This window comes from Sphingobium sp., assembly GCF_048594625.1.
GTDB lineage: Bacteria > Pseudomonadota > Alphaproteobacteria > Sphingomonadales > Sphingomonadaceae > Sphingobium.
The window spans coordinates 27,819-48,072 of the sequence record NZ_JBMDWL010000052.1 but is presented as its reverse complement, the minus strand read 5'-3'; the positions used below and the strand labels follow the sequence as shown (position 1 = coordinate 48,072).

Here is a 20,254-nt window from a genome sequence, read left to right as displayed (position 1 = left end):
GCCATCCTGCCGCACATCCAGCAGGGGCAGCGCATCGACGCTGATCCCCACTTCCGCCAGCATCAGCGCGATGGCGTGGGCATTGGCGCGCGCGGCCGCAATGGCGCTGGAAGGGGCGAGGTCATACAGCCGGTCGAACGCCGCGCCGGATGGGAAGGCGGGCCATATCGGCGGTTGCATCCGCGCCACCCGCCCACCTTCCTGATCGATCATGATCAGCAGATCGTCGCGCCCGTGCAGCGCCCGCAGATCATCCGTCAGCGCGCGCAGTTGCGCATGGTCGGCGACATTACGCTTGAACAGGATATAACCGGCCGGATCGGCCTCCGCGAAAAAAGCGCGCTCGTCCGCGGTCAGGGTTTCGCCGGACAGTCCGAAGATAACGGGTTTCATGACGGCGATGGTAGCGGGACGATGCGACCTTGTCGAAGGACTTCGTCGCCCTCATCCCACTATGGTCAATTCACCACCATGCAGCTTTCGCCCGCGACCTTCAGCTTGCCGCAGATCGTGCTGGCCTCTCCCCCCGCGCCGGCGCGCAGCCGATATACCGTGCCGCCGCCAACCTGCGCAGGCTCCACCGTCATGGCCAGCGGGGCCAGATAGGCAAAGCGCTTGGACAGTTTCGTCCAGGCGTCCTTCGCCCCCGACGCGCTGCCATAGGCGCCCAGCTGGATCATCGCCCCGCCCCTGGTGGGGGCAGGCGCAGCCTTGGGCGCGGCGGCGGTTTCATCGGCCACCTTGGCGGACACGCTCTGCGACGGCTTGCCCGGCGCCGCGGCCGCAGCGGCGGCAGGCGCCGGGGCGGTCTTGGCGATCGGCGCTTCGGGCACGCGGCTGGGGTCGATCCGACCGTCACGCGCCACGCCTTCGCTCGCGGCAAAGCTCGCATCGCCTTCGCCGTCGAATTTCTTGGCGTCGGCTTCATTGGCGGCGATCTTGTAACCATCGGTCGGCGCGGCGATCAGCTGGCCTTCACCCGCGCCGCCTGCACCATTGCGGTTCTGCATCCACCAGACGCCCGCCACCACCGCACCGATCAGCGCCAGACCCAGCAGGATCAGCCCCAGCAAACGCAGCGGCGAAATGCTTTCCTCCGCTTCGTCGTCGATGGCCGGTTCCAGCCAGGGCAGACGATCCTCATCGTCCAGATCCAGTCGTCCGCGCGCATAATCGCTCATGGTATTCAGCGCCTCACTGCATTTCCGTCAGGGCCGCAACGCCCATCAGCGCCAGACCGTTGCGGATAATCTGCCCTATTCCTTGCGCGAGGAAAAGCCGCGTCGCGGTCAACGCCGGATCGTCGACCAGGATGACGCGCGCGCGCGGATCGTCATTGCCCATATTCCACCATCCATGGAAGGCGGATGCCAAGTCGTTGAGATAGAAGGCGATACGATGCGGTTCACGCGCCTGCGCAGCACCTTCCACCACGCGGGGGAACTGCGCGGCGAGCTTCACCATATTCAGCTCCGCCGTCCCAAGAAGGGACAGGTCGGCCGCTGGCAGGTCGATCCCCGCCTCCTGCGCGCGCCGCCCCAGCGATGAAATCCGCGCATGGGCATATTGCACATAGAATACCGGATTATCCTTGGACGCTTCCACCACCTTGGCGAAATCGAAGTCCATCTGCGCGTCGGCCTTGCGCGTCAGCATGGTGAAGCGGACGACATCCTTGCCCACTTCCTTCACCACATCGGCCAGCGTCACGAAATTGCCCGCGCGCTTGGACATCTTCACCGGCTCGCCATCGCGCAGCAGGCGGACCATCTGGATCAGCTTGACGTCGAACCGCGCCTTGCCTTGCGTCAACGCGGCGACGGCAGCCTGAATCCGCTTCACCGTGCCCGCATGGTCCGCGCCCCAGATGTCGATCAGCTGGTCGGCGGCCTGCGCCTTCTGGTAATGATAGGCCATGTCGGCGCCGAAATAGGTCCACGCCCCGTTCGATTTCTTGATCGGCCGATCCTGATCGTCCCCGAACTTGGTGGAACGGAACAGCGGCAACTCCACCGGCTCCCAGTCGTCGGGCAGTTCGCCCTTGGGCGCTTCCAGCGTACCGTCATAGACCAGATCATGGGCGCGCAGCCACGCTTCGGCCTGTTCCGGCTTGCCCGCCGCCTGCAATTCGGCCTCCGAAGAGAAGATGTCGTGATGAATGCCCAGCAGCGCCAGATCGCTGCGGATCATGTCCATCATCTTCGCCACGGCAAAGGTGCGGAAGGTGACGATCCATTCGGCCTCCGGCGCATCGACGAAGCGGTCGCCATATTCGTCCGCCAGCGCCTGTCCTACCGGCACCAGATAATCGCCCGGATACAGGCCTTCGGGAATGTCGCCGACATCCTTGCCCAGCGCCTGCGCGTAACGCAAATGCGCGGACCGGGCCAGCACGTCCACCTGCCCGCCTGCATCGTTGATATAATATTCGCGGGTCACCTTGTGCCCGGCATATTCCAGCAGCGTGGCGAGCGCATCGCCCACCACGGCGCCGCGACAATGGCCCATATGCATCGGGCCGGTCGGGTTGGCCGACACATATTCGACGTTGACGGTCACGCCCTGCCCGAAGTCGGAACGGCCATAATCGTGGGCATCGGCATGGATCGCGGCCAGTTCGGCGCGCCATGTCGGATCGGTCAGCGTCATGTTGATGAAGCCCGGCCCGGCGATGGTCGCGCTTTCGACTTCGTCCAGCGCCTGCAATTTCGTCACGATCGCTTCGGCCAGCGCGCGCGGATTGGTGCCTGCGGGCTTGGCCAGCACCATGGCGGCGTTGGTGGCCAGGTCGCCATGGCTGGCATCGCGCGGCGGTTCGACCGTCACGGGCTTGCGATTGAGACCGGCGGGCAATGTGCCCTCGGCCTCCAGCGCGTCGAGCACGGCGTCGAGATGGGCGGTAAAACGGGTGTAAAGAGACACGGGGCAATTCCTCGAAAAGCTTATAGACCCGTTCGGGCTGAGCCTGTCGAAGCCCCGTTCTTTTCAGAAGTACGGCCCTTCGACAAGCTCAGGGCGAACGGAATGATAGGTTCGCTCTTAACGGGTAGCGTTATATCGGAGCTGATCCTGGGTCAGGTTGAAACCCACGAGCAGTTCGAAACTGGTCCGCTGCAACGCCGCCTTGACGTCGGGCTGCGCAATGGGATCGATCGCGGCGTCGGCATCGCCCGCCTTGCGCTTCTGCGTGATCTTCTGCTGGATGTCGGCGGGCAGCGTGGCGGCGGCCTTGTCCACATAGGAACCGGCCTTCGCCTGCGCGCTGGCGCGATAGTCGCCCGCCGCAAAGTTCAGCGTCACCTGCCCCACGCGCTTGGCGATCACGGCATTGCCGCCGCGCACCACGGCGGAGAAATAGGGCAGCGTCACCTGCCGCGCGGCCGTCGCATCGCTGCGCCGCGCGTCCACGGTAAAGGTCGCCTCGGTATAGAATTGCGCGCCATCGGCGCAGGTCGACCGCAAATTGGTGATGTTCGCCACCACGTCGATCGACCCCGCATCGGTCCGGCCGGGCGCGGTGAACAGCGTGACGTCGCCGGTCTGCGCCGGGATCGCGGCCGCCGGGCAGGCCGACCGCACCGCCACGATGCCGCCCGTCGCGTCGATCTCACCCCGGCGCGAACAGCCCGCCAGAGCGAGGGCAAGCATGGCAGTCACGGCGATATGAGACGATTTCACTGGCAGATATTCCTTCGCGCGGGCCACATGGGCCGGAAGCTTTGCGCTTCCTTATCCATCCGCCGCCCCCCACGCAACCGCCCACGCAACCGTAAGGAAGCGGCTTTCATCCGGCGCCACATTGTCCTAAGCGCCTTTACCTATGACGCACGCGCCCACCGCCCGCCCGCCGATGAAGCTCCTGATCGCCGCCCCGCGCGGCTTTTGCGCCGGGGTGGATCGCGCCATCATCATCGTGGAAAAGGCGATCGAGGCCTATGGCGCGCCGGTCTATGTCCGCCACGAAATCGTCCACAACAAATATGTCGTCGACGGGCTGAAGGCCAAGGGCGCGATTTTCGTGGAGAGCCTGGATCAGGTGCCCGACGGCGTGCCGGTCGTCTTTTCGGCGCATGGCGTGCCAAAGGCGGTGCCTGCCAAGGCGGAACAGCGTGGCCTCTCCTATCTCGACGCCACCTGCCCGCTGGTCAGCAAGGTCCATCGTCAGGCCGAACGGCAGGTCGATGCCGGTCGTCACATCCTGTTCATCGGGCATAAGGGCCATCCCGAAGTCATCGGCACCTTCGGACAGGTGCCGGACGGCACGATGACCCTCATCGAAACGGTCGAGGATGCAGAAGCATTCGCGCCTGCCGACGCCGACAATCTCGCCTTCCTGACGCAGACCACCCTGTCGGTGGACGACACCGCCGCCATCGTGGCGACGCTGCACCGGCGCTTCCCGTCCATCTCCGCGCCCAAGGGAGAGGACATCTGCTACGCCACGTCGAACCGGCAGACTGCGGTCAAGGCGATCGCCCCGCAATGCGACGCGCTTTACGTCATCGGCGCGCCCAACAGCTCCAATTCGCTGCGCCTTGTCGAGGTCGCTGAACGCGAAGGCACCCCCGCCCGCCTGATTCAGCGCGCCAGTGAAATCGATTTCGACTGGCTGGAAGGTGTCAACACACTGGGCCTGACCGCCGGCGCCTCCGCCCCCGAAATATTGGTGCGCGAAGTGGTCAACCGGATCGCCGAACGCTTTACCGTGGCGGAAGAACAAGTCGAAACCGCGAAGGAAAATATCGCCTTCAAACTGCCCCGTGGACTGGAGACCGCCTGAACCATGGCCGTCTATACCCATGTCCCCGCCGAAGAGATCGACGCTTTCCTCACCCGTTACGACGCCGGACGGCTGGTATCGGCCAAGGGCATCGCCGAAGGCGTCGAAAACAGCAATTACCTGCTCGAAACCACCGGTCATGACGGTTCGGGCCACCGCTATATCCTGACCCTCTATGAAAAGCGGGTGGACGAAGCGGACCTGCCCTTCTTCATGGACCTGCTCGATCATCTGGGTGCACGCGGCTGCCTCGTCCCCCGTTTCATCGCCGACCGGGACGGTCAGCGTCTCCAGCAGCTGTCGGGCCGCCCAGCCTGCCTGATCGAATTTCTGACCGGCATTTCCGTCACCGAACCCACGCCCGGACAGGCGCGCGCCGCTGGCGTGGCGCTGGGCGAACTGCACCGGGCGGCGCAGGGCTTCACCGGCGAACGGCGCAATGCGCTCGACAAGGCAGGCTGGCACGCGCTGGCGGCCAGATGCGGCGACGATTTCGACCAGATCGCGCCGGGCCTGTCCGCCCGCGTTACGCAAGAACTCGCCTTCCTCGACGCGCACTGGCCCGCCAGCCTGCCGCGCAGCGTCATCCATGCCGATCTGTTCCCCGACAATGTGCTGATGCTGGGGGAAGAGGTGACCGGCCTCATCGACTTTTATTTCAGCTGCACCGACATCCGCGCCTATGATCTGGCTGTCACGCACAGCGCATGGTGTTTCAGCAATGATGGCGCGACATGGTTTGGCGACCGCGCGACCGCGATGGGCGCTGGCTATGCGCAGGCCCATGGCCTGACCGAAGCGGAACGCGCCGCCTTCCCGATCCTGTGCCGGGGCGCGGCGCTGCGCTTCCTGCTGACCCGCGCTTATGACTGGATCAATACGCCCGCCGATGCGCTGGTGACGCGCAAAGACCCGCTCGCCTATCTGCGCCGCCTCGATTTCTACGCCAGCGCCGATCCGGCGGACCTGCTGGGCGCATGAGCCACCTTCCTCAGGTAGACATTTTCACCGACGGCGCGTGCAAGGGCAATCCGGGTCCGGGCGGCTGGGGCGCGGTACTGCGCTTTGGCGAAAAGGAAAAGGAAATTTCCGGCGGCGAAGCGCAGACCACCAATAACCGCATGGAAATGATGGCTGCGGTCGAAGCGCTCAATACGCTCAAGAAACCCTGCCGGGTCACGCTCTACACCGACAGCAAATATGTCATGGACGGCATCACCAAATGGGTGTTCGGCTGGCAGAAAAAGGGCTGGAAGACCGCCGACAACAAGCCGGTCAAGAATGTCGAAATCTGGCAGGCGCTGGTTCAGGCGGCCGCCCGGCACAAGGTGACATGGCAATGGGTCAAGGGTCATGCCGGCCACCCCGAAAACGAACGCGCAGACGCGCTGGCCTGCGCCGCGGCGGAAAGTTTCCGCGCATCGTCGCGTCCGGCATAAACCGCCTGCTGCGATTAAGACATAATGACCGATTGTCGCAGCGGGACAGGATCATATCCTTCCGCTTCCGCTGCGAATCGTTTTTGCGCATCGTCCCGATCGGATTGGATCGGTGTATTCGCTGAATGTCTTTCGATTGCCGGATTTTGCGCGCGCTGATCTGTTCCAGATGACTTCCAAATGCTCTAGAAACCCCGGCATGATCCGTTTCACGCCCATCTTCGCCTTCGCCCTCGTCACCGCCTGCTCCAGCCCGCCCTCTCAGCCGGATAATAGCTTGCAGGTCAGCGCCGGTGGGACGAACCTGCCCGTCATCATCCGCACCGCCAGCGGCGCCCGCCGTTTCGACGTGGAGGTCGCCGCCACACTGCAGGAACAGGAAAAGGGGCTGATGTTCCGCAAGGAACTGGCCGACGACGGCGGCATGATCTTCCCGATGGAACCGCCCAGAACAGCCAGTTTCTGGATGAAGGACACGCTCATCCCGCTCGACATGCTGTTCATCCATACCGACGGCACGATCGCTTTTCTGAAAAGCGAGGCGCAACCCTATGCCCGCGAACCGGTATCGGCCGGGGTACCGGTGGCGGCCGTGCTGGAACTGCGCGGCGGGCGCGCGGCGGCGCTCGGCATCAGGGAAGGCGACCGGGTCAGTTGGGGCGGATGCGCCGTCCCGGCGGAAAAGCGCACGACCGACCTGAATTTCTGTCCGGCCAGCTAAGTTAAGGCGACATCTTCCTTGCCCCGCCCCGTCACAGCGGCTAAGCGCTGGCGCATGGGAATCCTGGCTAACATCTTCACCTGGTGGAATGGCGCCACCTTCGGCACCTGGCTCTTCACGGCTCGCAAGGGCACGAAAGTGGGCGAGGATCATCAGGGCAATGTCTATTATGAAGGCGGCACCGACCCCAATGGCCTGACGCGCCGCTGGGTGATGTACAAGGGCGCGAATGACGCCAGCCGCGTTCCGGCCGAATGGCATGGCTGGCTGCATCACTCGATCGAGGGTGCGCCCGAAAGCTTCCTGCCGCCGCCGCGCATCTGGGAAAAGGAATTCACCCCCAACGCGACCGGCACCGCCAACGCCTATCGCCCGTCCGGCGCGCTCGAAAAGGGCGGCCAGCGCCAGAAAGCGACCGGCGACTATGAAGCGTGGAGCCCCGACGCGGCATGACCCGGCGTCCGGCGGGGGTTTTCCCGCCGATCCTGTCCCTGCTGCCTGCCCTGCCCTGCGCGCTGATGCTCGCGGCATGCGGCAGCAATGAAGCCCCGACCGAAAATCAGGGCGGCCCGGTAAAGGTGGAGGGCACGCCGATCCAGAGCGCCGGCAACGGCGCCCTGCCCGGCACCCCGATGGCAGAGCGCACCGCCGTCATCGGCCTGCTCAACAAGCGCAACGGCCTGACCCGCGACCTTACCATGAAACCGGGCGAAGCGCTGCGCGTGGGCGACGCCATCGTGCGGCTGCAAGCCTGCGAAACCAGTGCGCCATGGGAAAATGTGCAGGAAACCGGCGCTTTCGTCCAACTGGACGTGCGCAGCAGCGCCGACGGCAAATGGCGGCGCAACTTTTCCGGCTGGATTTTCCGCGAACGACCCGACCGCAATGTCGTGCAGCACCCGGTCTATGACGTCTGGGTCAGAAGCTGCGCGATGGAATGGCCCGAAACCGGTCCCGACACGATCAAGCTGGGCGGCAAGGGCGAACCGGTCGCCGCTTCGCCCGCTAGCGGCGCGAACGCCAGTTCGGCCGGTGGTCCCGAACCGGCCGCCAGCACGCCGTCGACCCCGGCGCCCAGCACCACGCCCCCGGTCGCCGCGCCCAGCAACTGAAGATAGTCGCGCTGGCTGATTTCGATTGCGCCCAGACTGCGCAGATGATCGGTCATGAACTGGCAATCGAGCAGGGTGAAGCCGCCGACGCGCATCCGCGCCACCAACCATGCCATCGCGACCTTCGACGCGTCGGTCCGCCGCGACACCATGGATTCGCCGAAAAAGGCACGGCCCAGCGCCACGCCATACAGTCCGCCGACCAGTTCATCGCCCTCCCAAACCTCGATGGAATGGGCAAAGCCGTTTTCATGCAGATGGCGATAGGCGGCCTCTATCTGATGGTTGATCCAGGTCGACGGGCGATCGGGCGCGGATTCGGCGCATAGCGCCAAGATCCTGACAAAGGCGCGGTTCGCGGTGACCCGAAAATGGTCGCGACGCAGCCTTTTGGACAGCGAGTGAGACAGATGAAAGCCATCGAGCGGCATGATCGCCCGCCGCTTCGGCTCCACCCAATAAACCTCTGCCGCTTCCCGGTCGTCGGCCATGGGGAAGACGCCGATGGAATAGGCCTGAAGCAGGACGAGCGGATCGATCAACATTGTGCGTCACGATAGGCAGGCCGGACGAAAGGGGAAAGCCCCTCCGCCCTTTTGCCCGTTTGCTCGTCCGACTGTCTCACTCCCTGTCTCAGGGGCTGTTCGGCGTGCGCAAGTCCACGCATTTCCAACGCGGAACAGCGCCCTATTTGAGCAGGCTCTGCTGCCAGAACATCAGGCTGGTCCAGAACTGATAGTCCTGATTGACCTTCTTGGCGAAGCCATGGCCTTCATCCTGACCCAGCAGGTGCCAGGCCATGCCGCCCTTGTCCCGCACCGCCTTCACCATCTGGTCGGCTTCGCTGGCGGGCACGCGCGGATCATTGCCGCCGGTCACGACCATCAGCGGCAGGTTCAGTTTCGCCACGGAGGTCAGCGGAGAGATTTCCATCAGCTTGGCACGCTGCTTTGCATCGCGTTCATCCCCATATTCGACGCGGCGCAGGTCGCGGCGATAGCTTTGGGTATTTTCAAGGAAGGTCACGAAATTGGAGATGGCGACCACGCAATTGGCGGCCTTCAGCCGCGCGCCATATCGGATCGCGACGGCATAGCACATATAGCCGCCATAGCTGCCGCCGGTTTCGGCAAAGCGCGTGGCATCGAGCGCCGGGTCTTTTTCCAGCACGTCGAGAAAGGCGCCGATGTCCTTCACCGAATTCTCCCGTTTCCACGGGCCATTGTCCATGCTGACGAAGCTCTTGCCGTAACCCGACGATCCCCGGACATTGGGGAAGAAGATGGCGATGCCCAGTTCGTTGATCAGATAATTGTTGCGACCAAGGAAGGTCGGCTGCGACTGTCCTTCCGGTCCGCCATGGATATTGACGATCAGCGGCCGCTTACCGGGGAATTTCGCGGGATCGGGGCGATAGAGGAAACCCGACACGCTGGTCCCGTCGAAACTCTTCACCTCCACCAGTTCCGGTTCGACATTTTTCGTGACGTCGAGGCCGCCTGTCTCACTGGTTGTCCAGCGGGCGACCGCCAGCGTTTTCGGATCGACGGAAAAGGCGTCCGCCGCGCTCTTGGCCGATGTGACGCTCAGGCCAATGTCGCCCCATGGCGCGATATGAATATTGCCCATCTGGCCCGCAGGCAGGCCATCGACGGTGCGCGCCTTGCCGCTCCTGACGTCCAGCAGCTTTAGCCGGGCGACGCCTGCTTCATTGACGATATAGGCAATCCAGCTGCCGTCGGGCGCGATGTCGAAAGCGTCCACATCCCATTTCGGTTCGGGCGCGACCGCGCGAAAGGCGCCGCTGCGCAGATCCACGGTGCCGAGGCGCAGAAATTCGCTGCCCTCATCCGACGTCACCCACAATGTGCCGTCCGCGGCGAAATCCGCACCGCCATAGGCAATGGCTTTCCTGTGATCGCCAAGCGGGGCCAGCTTGCCCGATGCGAAGTCGAGCAGCCACAAATTGCTCTTCGTGATCGATTGATATTCGACCACGATCGCCTTTGCCTTGTCGGGCGAAAAGCCCGCAATCTGCCAGCCACCGCCCTTCACCTGCGCCACCAGCCGGTCGCTTTTGGGATTGCGCGGGTCCATGACATAAAGGTCGCTGTCCGCACCGTTGCGGCGGGTCGAACTATATCCGACCAGCGCGCCGTCATGCGACCATGCGCCAAATTCATTGCGGCTCTTGCCGTCGGTCAGCAGCGTCAGCATGCCGTCCTTCAACGTATAAAGCTGGAAAAACTCGCCGCCGCCGACATCCTTCATCACGACCATGACGTCGCCCCTGCCCGGCGCCCAGCTGGCCGCGCCGATCCGGTCGACCTCGAAACTCATTTGGGTGCGTGCGCCGCCGGGCGCCTTTACGCCATGCACCTGTGGCGTATTGCCGAACCGGGTGGTGATGAGCATCGACCTGTCGGCCGCGTTCCAGCCCTGAAAGGCGGCGGTGCGAAACTCCATATAGGGGCGGGTCTTGTCCGCCAGCGCCACCGGCACGGCGGGCATGCCGTCGGCGACAAGGGCGGCGGGCTTTTCCACCACCGCGTCCTGCGCGGATGCGGTGAAAGGCAGGGCAAGGGCGCAGGCAAGGACGGCGATCGGGATCGCAGACCGGTTCGGGACGGCGGACAGGCGGCGCATGGAATTTCCCCTCTTTTCCGTGATGATATGATGCAGGCTATGGCGCACACCGGCCGGTGGCAAGCGCGGCGAAAATCATGCCGCGAACGCATTGACTTGGCCCGCCTTCAGCCTAGCGTGCCGCCCCATGAAAATCCTGCCTCTGGCCTTCGCGCCCCTGCTCCTCGCCATCCCCGCCGCTCATGCCGCGCCCGATCCCGCCACCGGCCCCTATGCCGCCCGCATCGCAAAGGTGCTGAAGGCCACGCCGCTGATCGACGGGCATAATGACTGGCCCGAATCGCTGTCGGGCAAGGTCGGGGACAAGCGCTGGACGATTCCGCTCGACGCGCTGGACCCGTCGGTTTTCCACACCGACATCCAGCGGCTGCGCGCTGGCGGCGTGGGCGGGCAATTCTGGTCCGTGTGGGTATCGGCCGACCTGCCCGAAATGCAACAGGTAAAGGACACGCTGGAGCAGATCGACCTCGCCCACAGCTTTGCCCGGCGCTATCCCAAGGACTTCGCCTTCGTCACTACCGCCGCGCAGATGCGCGCCGCGCACAAGGCCGGGCAGATCGGGTCGCTGCTGGGCGTCGAGGGCGGCGGGCAGATCGACGGCAGCCTCGCCGTGCTGCGCAATTATCGCGCTCTGGGTGCGGCCTATCTGACGCTGACCCATGCGCGCACCATCGGCTGGGCGGACAGCGCCACCGACAATCCGCAACATGGCGGGCTGACGAAATTCGGTGAGGCCGTGGTGCATGAACTGAACCGGCTCGGCATGCTGGTCGACCTCAGCCATGTCAGCGAAGACACAATGCTGGACGCGCTGCGCGTGACGAAGGCGCCGGTCATGTTTTCCCACTCCAATGCGCGGGCGATCTGCAATACGCCGCGCAACGTGTCGGACGCGGTGCTGAAACAGGTCGCGGCCAATGGCGGGGTGGTGATGGTGAATTTCGCGCCCGCCTATGTTTCCGAAGCCCGGCGCGTCTGGAGCGCGGCACGCAGCGCGGAAATCGCCCGCAATAACGCGCCGCCCTTTGGCGGTCTGTATATCGGCGATCCGGAAGGCGCGAAGAAGGCGCTGGCCGAGTGGGAAAAGGCGAACCCCGAACCGATGGTGACCATCTCTCAGGTCGCCGACCATGTCGATCATATCGCCAAAGTCGCAGGCGTCGATCATGTCGGCATCGGCAGCGATTTCGATGGTGTCGCATCCCTGCCGCAGGGGCTGACCGGGGTGCAGACCTATCCAGCGCTGCTCGCGGAACTGATGCGTCGGGGCTGGAGCGATGCCGACATCGCCAAGCTGGCGGGCGACAATGTGCTGCGCGTGATGGCAGCGGCGGAAAAGGTCGCGGCGGGCATGGCGGGTGAACCGGCGGGCAGCGCGACCGTGGCGTCGCTGGACGGCGCAGCGAAATGAAAAGCGACGGGCCGGGGCGATCTTACCCCGGCCGTTGTTTTTCAGATCGCCAGTGCGATCTGCGGCAGGCCGCGCAGGCGCCCCATGTCACGCTGTGGCGGGGCGCCGAACAGGCGGCGATATTCGCGGCTGAACTGCGACGGACTGTCATAGCCGACGCGGAAGCCCGCCTCCGCCGCGTCCAGCCGGTCGGCCAGCATCAGCTTGCGCGCTTCCTGCAAACGCAGTTGCTTCTGATATTGCAGCGGGGTCATGGCCGTCGCCCGGCGGAAATGATCGTGAAAGCTAGACACGCTCATCCCGGCCAGACCGGCAAGGCTGGACCCGTTGAACGGTTCGCGGAAATGCGCCTTCAGCCAGCCGATGGCGCGGGCGATCTGGCCGGTGCGGCTTTCCCCGCTGGCGATGGCGCGCACGATGCCGCCGCTCGGCCCGGTCATCAGGCGCACCAGCAATTCCCGCTCGATCAGTGGCGCCAGCAAGGGCGCGCTGTCAGGCTGGTCCAACAGGGCTGTCAGCCGCGTCGCCGCGTCCAGCAGTTCGGGCGTGATCGGGTGCAGCGACAGGGCGCTGCCTTCCGCCACCGGCGCGACGGGGGGCAATGATATGGCGATGTCGGACAGCAATGCCGAGTCCAGATAAAGGCAGAAGCAGAGATAGGGCGCATTCTCGCTGGCCTGCATCACCGTACCGGTGATCGGCAGGTCGAGCGAGGCGACCAGATAGCTGGCCGGACCATAGGACAGGACGCCGTCGCCCAGCATCACCTGCTTTACGCCCTGCGCGATGATGCAAAGCGCAGGGCGTTGCAGCATATGCACCGGTTCCCCCGCATGCGACCAGCGCACCAGCGTCAACCGGTCAATGGCGGTATCGATTATGCCATCATCCCCGGCATATCGGGCAATCTGCTGCGCCAATGGTTCGTGCGACATCAGCTATACTCCTTGCCCCTTCCATAATCGGGGCTGGTGCGACTGAACAGGTCGCATGCCATGATCTGGAATATCGTGCAATCTTCCTGCAAGGCCATTCTACCGCATGCGAGGTATGATGGCGCATTCATGACCCATCGGATCGACGGTCGATCCGCCGGACATGGAGACGACAATCATGGCTATCGAAAACAAGGTCATTGCCATCACCGGCGCCAGCAGCGGCATCGGCGAAGGTACAGCGCGGCTGCTGGCGGCGCGGGGCGCCAAGCTGATGCTGGGTGCGCGCCGTACCGATCGGCTGGCTGCGCTGGCCGACGAACTGAATGCGGCGGGCGGCACGGTCGCCTTCCGGTCGCTGGACGTCACCGACCCGGCGGACATGGAAGCTTTCATCGCCGCGACCGAAACGGAATATGGCCATGTCGACGTACTGATCAGCAATGCAGGCTTGATGCCGCTGTCCCGCTTCGACAGCCTGAAGGTGGACGAATGGGACCGGATGATCGACGTCAATATTCGCGGCGTGCTGCACGGGATAGCAGTCGCCCTGCCCCGGTTCAAGGCACAGGGAAGCGGCCATTTCGTCAAAATCTCGTCCATTGGCGGCTATCGCGTCTGGCCGACCTGCGGCGTCTATAGCGCCACCAAATATGCAGTGCGGGCGATTTCCGACGGGCTGCGCATGGAACATGACGATATTCGCGTGACCATCGTGTCGCCGGGCGTGGTCGAATCCGAACTGGCCAGCACCATCACCGAAGCGGGCGCCGCCGCCGCGATGGAGGATTTCCGTTCCATCGCCCTGACCCCGGACGCGATCGCCCGTGCCATCGCCTATGCCGTGGAACAGCCGGGCGACGTGGACGTCAACGAACTGATCGTGCGACCGGTGCGCACGATGGACTAACACCCTCAAGGTAAAAGGGCCGCTCCCTTTGGGCGGCCCTTTCTTTTTGCCGGTTGCTGGCCGATTAGTGGACGAAGCGCGCCACCACATCGCGATAGGATCGGCTGACCTTCACCTGCGCTCCGCTTTCCAGCACCAGGAAACATTCGCCATTGGTGTGGGGCTTGACCTGACGCACCTGGCTGAGGTTCACGATCGTGGAGCGATGGACGCGCTGGAAATTGCGCGGATCTAGCCGCTTTTCCAGATCCTTCATCGTTTCGCGCAGGATCAGCGAATTGTCGGCGGTATAGATGCACATATAATCGCCCGCCGCGTCGATCCGTTCGATCGAATCCACGTCGACGCGGAAGATCTGACCGCGGTCCTTGATGTTGATGAGCTTTTCGAAACGGCTGGAGGCCGGGGAATCATCGTCGGTGACGAAATCGCTCATTGCCTGCGGCGCGACTTCGGCCAGCACTTCGCGCAGCTTTTCCACTTCCTGCACCTGCCGCTTTTCGGACAGGCGCTGACGCACCCGGTCCAGCGCGTCGGCAAGGCGCCCTTCGTCCACCGGCTTCATCAGATAATCGACCGCCTGCGCCTCGAACGCGCGGATCGCATGGTCGCTATAGGCCGTGCAGAAGATGACGAGCGGCGGCTCCACCTCCATCAGGCCCTGCACAACGGAAAAACCGTCGAAGCCGGGCATTTGGATGTCGAGGAACACAAGGTCGGGTTTATGCGTCTTAATGGCACGGATGGCTTCGCGACCATTGGTGCATGTTTCGATGATTTCGACATCCTCATGCGCTTGGAGACGCAGCGCAAGGCCCTGAATAGCCAGGCTTTCGTCGTCGACGAGGATTGTTCTGATGGTCATGCGGCCACTTTCGATGTTTCATCCAGATTAAGCGGAATTTCGATCGTGACCGAAAATCCGCCCGGCGTGGAACGCGTTTCGAAGCTCTGTCGTTCCCCGAAGGCCTGAATTAATCGGTCCCGGATGTTCGGCAGGCCGATACCGGTCCCCTCGCTCATGGGAATGTGCGGTCGGGTTCCACCTTCATTCAATCCCGGCCCGCTGTCCGATACGACGATCCGGACATTTTCACCGGCAGGCTGCGCGCTGACCGAAATTTCCGCCCCTTCCTCCTTGGGCGTCACCGCATATTTGATCGCATTTTCCACCAGCGGCTGGAGCAGCAGCGAAGGCAGACGCGCCTTTGCGACCGCCGGATCGATGGTGAAGACCGGGCGCAGCCGATCTTCGAACCGCATCTTTTCGATCTCCAGATAGAGTTTGAGCGTCTCTATTTCCTGCTCGATCGTTACATGGGCAGTGGGTTCGTTGATCAACGTGTAGCGCAGGAAGGACGACAGGCGCGACAACATCGCATTGGCGCGATCGGTCTGTTTCAGCAGTACCAGCGTCGATATGCTGTTGAGCGTGTTGAACAGGAAATGCGGGTTCAGCTGGTATCGCAGCATTGCCAGCTGCGCGTTCGCCGCCTGATTTTCGAGCAGCAAAAGCTGGTCCGCCTGCTCCTCCACCGTCAGGTAGAAGTTGATGGCGTAATAGAGCGAAGACCATGCCCCCAGCAGCGTCATCGACAGGTAGAAAGCGCCGAGGAACAGTTGCAGCCCCGCCGTTTCACTCGCGCGGTTCTGGGTCGAAAATACCCATGCGTCGATGAAAGCGACCAGCGCCGCAGCGGCGACCACAGTGACGATCGACACGCCCCATGTCACGATGGGCCGCTTTTTCAGCAGGAAGCGGAACATGACCGCGATCAGCAACGTCACCGAATAGCCGCTGACGGTGGAAATCAGCACCGGCACCAGACTGGAAAGCGGCTGACCATTGGCGATGGTGGACGACCCGCGCAACAGGAATGCGCCGAGCCATCCCAGCGATTGCAGGTTCCAGAAAGCGCGATTCTTGTCAGCGAAAAAGGGCTGAGGCTGGATGCGGGGGACAGATACGGACATCGCAGCCAGACTTAGGCCATTTGCGCCGCCGGTCAAAGCCGCTTTGCAGACGGCCGACCCGTCGAATGTCAGGCGGCGACCGCGGGCTGATCCGCCATGGGGGTCACTTCGTCGGTGCACAGCCAGACGAGGTCGGAGAGTTCCAGCGTGCGGCCATCATGCGCCTGAATACCGATGGGAAGGATCGGCTGACCATCGCGACGGTCGGCCAGCACCTGACATGCGGGCGTACCACAACCCCATTTTTCGCCCCACTGGCGCAGCGCGATCATCGCCGGGGCCAACCCCTGCCCCTTTTCCGTCAGGCGATATTCGACCTTTCGCCGGTCGCACTGCATCGGTTCGCGCACCAATATGCCATTTTCGACCAGCCGGGCGAGCCGGTTGGCGAGGATATTGCGCGCGATGCCCAGCGTGGACTGAAACTCCTCAAAATGACGGATGCCCGACAGGGCGCCGCGCAGAATGAGGAAAGACCAGCGTTCGCCCATCATTTCCAGCGCGCTGGGGAGGGCACATTGTTCCAGGTCTTGGGCAAGATTATGTTTCATGGGTCTAATACATAGCGCAAAGCAACAGGCGTTGCAAAATCGTCGCCTTATTATCTGGATATGGGATTTTTTTGTTGCACGACAAGGGGCTTCCAACACAATCGGGAAACGATGCTACGCCAATATGAACTTGTCGAACGGGTAAAACGCTACGATCCGCAGGCGGACGAAGCGATGATCAACCGCGCCTATGTGTTTTCCGTCCAGAAGCATGGCAGCCAGAAGCGCGCCAGCGGCGACCCCTATTTCAGCCATCCGATCGAAGTCGCGGGGATTCTGACCGATTTCAATCTGGACGACCAAACCATCGTCACCGCCCTGTTGCACGACACGATCGAAGACACGCTGGTCACCTATGACGAGATAGAACAGGCGTTCGGCAAGGATGTCGCGCGCATGGTCGATGGCGTGACGAAGCTGTCGAAGATCGAGGCCATGTCTGAAAATGAGCGGGCGGCGGAAAATCTGCGCAAATTCCTGCTCGCCATGTCGGACGATATTCGCGTGCTGCTGGTGAAGCTGGCCGACCGGCTGCACAATATGCGCACGCTGCACTTCATCAAGAATCCCGACAAGCGTCGCCGCATCGCACGGGAAACCATGGACATCTATGCCCCGCTGGCGGAGCGGATCGGCATGTATGATTTCATGCGCGAAATGCAGTTGCTGTCATTCCGGGAAATCGAACCGGAAGCCTATGACAGCATCACCAGGCGGCTGGAACAGCTGAAGGAAGGCGGCCATGACAAGGTCGACCGGATCGGCGCGGAGCTGCAACTGCTGCTGGGCGGCCATGGCATGTCGGTTACCGTGTCGGGGCGCGAGAAACATCCCTATTCGATTTTCAAGAAGATGCAGGAACGCCATATCAGCTTTGAACAGCTGACCGACGTCATGGCTTTCCGCGTCATCACCGACAGCGTCGAGGATTGTTATCGCGCGCTGGGCGTGATCCACCGGACCTTCAAGATGGTGCCGGGCCGATTCAAGGATTATATCTCCACGCCCAAGCGCAACGGTTACCAGTCGCTGCACACCACCGTCATCCATCAGGATAATGCCCGCATCGAAGTGCAGATCCGCAGCCGCGAAATGCATAATGACGCGGAACTGGGGCTGGCGGCGCACTGGGCTTACAAACAGCGCGGCGACGCGACCGATCCCCATGCGGCATGGCTGCGCGATCTGGTTGAAATTCTGGAACAGAGCCAGGATGCGGACGAGCTGCTCGAACATACCCGCATGGCGATGTATCAGGACAGGATCTTCGCCTTCACCCCCAAGGGCGAACTGCATCAGCTGCCCAAGGGATCGACCCCGGTCGATTTCGCCTATGCGGTTCACACGTCGCTTGGCAACCAGACTGTTGGGGCGAAGGTCAACGGCCGCGTCGTGCCGCTGCGAACCAATCTTGAAAATGGCGATCAGGTCGAAATCCTGAAGTCGGAGGGGCAGGAGCCGCAACCGGGATGGTTGACCTTCGCCATCACGGGCAAGGCCCGCGCCGCGATCCGCCGCTATATCCGCCAGAAACAGCGGGGCGAGGAAATCAAGCTGGGCGAGAAGCTCTATGAAGAGATTGTCGGCCGCTTTTCCCCCGATCTGGCGAAAGAACTGGGCGACAAGGCGCTGACAGCCGCGATCAAAAGGCTGAAGCTGGAAGACCGCGCTTCGCTGATGGTGGCGATCGCGACCCATCGCCTGCTCGACAGCGAAGTGATGGAGGCGCTGGTCCCCGGCTCCACCAGCGCGGAAGGGCTGGAGGAAGCGCATCCGCGCCAGCATGAACCCGTGTCGATCCGCGGCCTGACGCCCGGCATCGCCTATAATCTGTCCGATTGCTGCCACCCGGTGCCCGGCGACCGGATCGTGGGCGTGCGGCGCACCGGCGAACCGATCGAAGTGCATACGATCGATTGCCGGTCGCTGGAGGTGGATCAGGATGACGACTGGGTCGACCTGAGCTGGGACAGCAAGTCGAAGGGCGGGACAGCCCGCCTGTCCGTCATCGTCAAGAACCAGCCCGGCGCGCTGGCCGCCGTCGCCAATGTATTCGGCGCGACCAAGGCGAACATCCTCAACCTGCAACTGGTGAACCGCGAAGGGCCTTTCCACACCGACATCATCGATCTGGAAGTCGCCGACGCGCAGCACCTGAATCGTATCCTTCAGGCGCTGCGCGCCATCGATGTGGTGGTGCAGGCGGACCGGGTCTGACAGACCAGAGGCGCACGCAGGGCAGCTGACCCCGGCAGCATCGGATCGGCCACCCCGCGCGTCTTGCATAGCACCTCTGCCCGATCGGCAAATTTACCGGATTTGCCAACCTGCGTTTCCATCTGCGCGGGCGGGGCATGACTGTCGCGCCTTTCGCCTTATCCGGGGGCAGTCCCTTTATCCGAAGGCCGGCGCGGCGAGCGCGCGGGCGTGATCGCGGATGCCGGATGGCCAGTCCTGAGACAGCGAAGTAAACATATCCCCGTCTTTCGCGAACAAGGCCCGGATCGCGGCTTCGTAGCCGGGACGGTCGCCCGCCATCGCGGTGAGGAAATGATAGGCAGCGTCCATCGCCACACGGGGATCTGGCCGATCGGCGCTGTCCTTGCGCGCGGTTTCGACAAGACGGCGCAACGTCGCCGATGCCCCGCCCGGCTGGGTGGCGAGCCAGTCCCAATGGCGGGGCAGCAGCGTCACTTCGCGCGGCTGGACCCCCAGCTTCGGGCGTCCCCTGCCCCGCACCTCCTCGACCGCTGCGCCGCGCAGGTCGATGTCGACCTGACGCCCGGTCGCGTCGTCGAACAGCAGGATATTCTGGGCATCGTCGCCCATCGCGCGCAATGCAGCGCGCACTTCGCCTTCGTCGCCGGTGGCGATCCACAAATCGCCTGCAAATGCCGTCAAAGTCCGTTCCATGCCGAATCTCCCTTTCGGCATGGATAATATTATCCGGGTTTTATTGAGTCAATATATCCGGGTAATAATCAGCTGTCGCGCAGTTCGACCCATGTCGGCGCATGATCGCTGGCCTTTTCCCGCCCGCGAAATTCCCTGTCCACCTGTGCGTCGATCAGGCGGTCGGCAGCGGCAGGACTGAGCAGCAGATGGTCGATGCGGAAACCCGCGTCGCGCGGCCAGCTGTTCGCCTGATAATCCCAGAAGGTCCACACGCCGCCATGCGGATGGCGGCTGACGATGGCGTCGGTCCAGCCATCGCCCAGCAGACGGCGATAGGCTTCCCGGCTTTCGGGCTGCATCAGCGCGTCGTCCTGCATCGCCTTGACGGAGAAGGTGTCGATGTTACGGGGAATGACATTATAGTCGCCCGCAAGGATCGCGGGCACTTCTTCCGCCCAGATTTCGGCGGCGCGGGCGCGCAGACGCTTCATCCAGCGGAGCTTATAGTCGAATTTCGGACCGGGCTGCGGATTGCCATTGGGCAGGTAGATGCTGGCGACGCGGACGCCCTTCACATCCGCTTCGAGATAGCGGCTATGTTCGTCCTTCGGTTCGCCATCCAGGCCACGACGCACCTCCACCGGGGTTTCGCCCCGCGCCAGAATGGCGACGCCGTTAAATCCCTTCTGCCCATGCCAGATGACGCCATAACCGGCCGCTTCGATGTCCTTGACCGGAAAGGTTTCGTCGCTGGTCTTGATTTCCTGAAGACAGGCGATGTCGGGCCGCGTTTCGTCCAGCCATTCCAGCAGGCGCGGCAGGCGCGCCTTGATGCCGTTGATGTTGAAGGTGGCGATACGCATCCGACTTCCTTGTTCAA

The 20,254-nt window shown here is 63.3% G+C and carries 20 protein-coding genes and 1 pseudogene; 9 read left to right on the top strand and 12 right to left on the bottom strand.

The annotated features are described in order from the left end of the window. From ACOJSJ_RS06840 to ACOJSJ_RS06825, 4 genes are all read right to left on the bottom strand, one after another. Positions 1–393, bottom strand: a 393-nt coding sequence (locus tag ACOJSJ_RS06840) for a glycoside hydrolase family 3 N-terminal domain-containing protein (RefSeq protein WP_420144238.1), incomplete at its 3' end; no start/stop codon positions are given. Positions 394–458: 65 nt separating this feature from the next. Beyond that, positions 459–1,181: an SPOR domain-containing protein gene (locus ACOJSJ_RS06835; protein WP_420144237.1), complete on the bottom strand. Its 723-nt coding sequence runs from the start codon at positions 1,179–1,181 to the stop codon at positions 459–461. Positions 1,182–1,194: 13 nt separating this feature from the next. Beyond that, positions 1,195–2,922, bottom strand: coding sequence for an arginine--tRNA ligase (gene argS, locus ACOJSJ_RS06830; RefSeq protein ID WP_420144236.1), 1,728 nt, complete (start codon positions 2,920–2,922; stop codon positions 1,195–1,197). A 117-nt stretch (positions 2,923–3,039) separates the two neighbouring features. After that, positions 3,040–3,648, bottom strand: a complete 609-nt coding sequence (locus tag ACOJSJ_RS06825) for a hypothetical protein (RefSeq protein WP_420144242.1) — start codon at positions 3,646–3,648, stop codon at positions 3,040–3,042. A gap of 172 nt (positions 3,649–3,820) precedes the next feature. On the opposite strand from ACOJSJ_RS06825, the gene ispH reads away from it, so the two are divergent. The 6 genes and pseudogenes from ispH to ACOJSJ_RS06795 all read left to right on the top strand — a co-directional run. Beyond that, on the top strand, positions 3,821–4,780 hold the full coding sequence (gene ispH, locus ACOJSJ_RS06820; protein ID WP_420144235.1) for a 4-hydroxy-3-methylbut-2-enyl diphosphate reductase: 960 nt from the start codon (positions 3,821–3,823) through the stop codon (positions 4,778–4,780). 3 nt (positions 4,781–4,783) lie between these two features. Further along, entirely contained in the window at positions 4,784–5,761 is a 978-nt protein-coding gene (gene thrB / locus ACOJSJ_RS06815) for a homoserine kinase (protein ID WP_420144234.1), read from the top strand. Continuing rightward, positions 5,758–6,219 (top strand): ribonuclease HI, encoded by a 462-nt coding sequence (rnhA, locus tag ACOJSJ_RS06810; protein WP_420144233.1) that lies wholly within the window; start codon positions 5,758–5,760, stop codon positions 6,217–6,219. The genes thrB and rnhA overlap by 4 nt, the downstream gene beginning before the upstream one ends. A gap of 199 nt (positions 6,220–6,418) precedes the next feature. Further along, positions 6,419–6,940, top strand: coding sequence for a DUF192 domain-containing protein (locus ACOJSJ_RS06805; RefSeq protein ID WP_420144232.1), 522 nt, complete (start codon positions 6,419–6,421; stop codon positions 6,938–6,940). A 54-nt stretch (positions 6,941–6,994) separates the two neighbouring features. Then, on the top strand, positions 6,995–7,393 hold the full coding sequence (locus ACOJSJ_RS06800; protein WP_420144231.1) for an NADH:ubiquinone oxidoreductase subunit NDUFA12: 399 nt from the start codon (positions 6,995–6,997) through the stop codon (positions 7,391–7,393). After that, positions 7,390–7,809, top strand: a pseudogene (locus tag ACOJSJ_RS06795) (DUF2155 domain-containing protein); the annotation flags it as partial. The gene ACOJSJ_RS06800 and the pseudogene ACOJSJ_RS06795, both read left to right, overlap by 4 nt. A gap of 35 nt (positions 7,810–7,844) precedes the next feature. Here the strand turns inward: ACOJSJ_RS06795 and aat are convergent. After that, on the bottom strand, positions 7,845–8,597 hold the full coding sequence (aat, locus tag ACOJSJ_RS06790; RefSeq protein ID WP_420144230.1) for a leucyl/phenylalanyl-tRNA--protein transferase: 753 nt from the start codon (positions 8,595–8,597) through the stop codon (positions 7,845–7,847). A 142-nt stretch (positions 8,598–8,739) separates the two neighbouring features. Next, a complete protein-coding gene (locus ACOJSJ_RS06785) occupies positions 8,740–10,698 on the bottom strand; it encodes a S9 family peptidase (protein ID WP_420144229.1) in 1,959 nt (652 codons plus the stop codon). 127 nt (positions 10,699–10,825) lie between these two features. Between ACOJSJ_RS06785 and ACOJSJ_RS06780 the strand changes: the two genes are divergently transcribed. Beyond that, the gene (locus ACOJSJ_RS06780; protein ID WP_420144228.1) at positions 10,826–12,109 is read left to right on the top strand and encodes a dipeptidase; all 1,284 of its coding nucleotides are present in this window, start codon (positions 10,826–10,828) and stop codon (positions 12,107–12,109) included. A gap of 41 nt (positions 12,110–12,150) precedes the next feature. On the opposite strand, the gene ACOJSJ_RS06775 is transcribed toward ACOJSJ_RS06780, so the two are convergent. After that, positions 12,151–13,044 (bottom strand): AraC family transcriptional regulator N-terminal domain-containing protein, encoded by an 894-nt coding sequence (locus ACOJSJ_RS06775; RefSeq protein ID WP_420144227.1) that lies wholly within the window; start codon positions 13,042–13,044, stop codon positions 12,151–12,153. A gap of 178 nt (positions 13,045–13,222) precedes the next feature. Between ACOJSJ_RS06775 and ACOJSJ_RS06770 the strand changes: the two genes are divergently transcribed. Beyond that, entirely contained in the window at positions 13,223–13,954 is a 732-nt protein-coding gene (locus ACOJSJ_RS06770) for an SDR family oxidoreductase (RefSeq protein ID WP_420144226.1), read from the top strand. Positions 13,955–14,018: 64 nt separating this feature from the next. Here the strand turns inward: ACOJSJ_RS06770 and ACOJSJ_RS06765 are convergent, their stop codons facing one another. From ACOJSJ_RS06765 to ACOJSJ_RS06755, 3 genes are all read right to left on the bottom strand, one after another. Next, positions 14,019–14,819, bottom strand: a complete 801-nt coding sequence (locus tag ACOJSJ_RS06765) for a LytR/AlgR family response regulator transcription factor (RefSeq protein WP_420144225.1) — start codon at positions 14,817–14,819, stop codon at positions 14,019–14,021. Continuing rightward, a complete protein-coding gene (locus ACOJSJ_RS06760) occupies positions 14,816–15,928 on the bottom strand; it encodes a sensor histidine kinase (RefSeq protein ID WP_420144224.1) in 1,113 nt (370 codons plus the stop codon). The genes ACOJSJ_RS06765 and ACOJSJ_RS06760 overlap by 4 nt, the downstream gene beginning before the upstream one ends. A 68-nt stretch (positions 15,929–15,996) precedes the next feature. After that, positions 15,997–16,479 (bottom strand): winged helix-turn-helix transcriptional regulator, encoded by a 483-nt coding sequence (locus ACOJSJ_RS06755; protein WP_420144223.1) that lies wholly within the window; start codon positions 16,477–16,479, stop codon positions 15,997–15,999. A 111-nt stretch (positions 16,480–16,590) separates the two neighbouring features. Between ACOJSJ_RS06755 and ACOJSJ_RS06750 the strand changes: the two genes are divergently transcribed. Continuing rightward, positions 16,591–18,696 (top strand): RelA/SpoT family protein, encoded by a 2,106-nt coding sequence (locus tag ACOJSJ_RS06750; protein ID WP_420144222.1) that lies wholly within the window; start codon positions 16,591–16,593, stop codon positions 18,694–18,696. A gap of 177 nt (positions 18,697–18,873) precedes the next feature. Here ACOJSJ_RS06750 and ACOJSJ_RS06745 read toward each other — a convergent pair whose 3' ends face one another. Both ACOJSJ_RS06745 and xth read right to left on the bottom strand, forming a co-directional pair. Beyond that, positions 18,874–19,392 (bottom strand): DUF2239 family protein, encoded by a 519-nt coding sequence (locus ACOJSJ_RS06745; protein ID WP_420144221.1) that lies wholly within the window; start codon positions 19,390–19,392, stop codon positions 18,874–18,876. Between the two features lie 68 nt (positions 19,393–19,460). After that, positions 19,461–20,237, bottom strand: coding sequence for an exodeoxyribonuclease III (xth, locus tag ACOJSJ_RS06740; protein WP_420144220.1), 777 nt, complete (start codon positions 20,235–20,237; stop codon positions 19,461–19,463). Positions 20,238–20,254 lie beyond the last annotated feature (17 nt).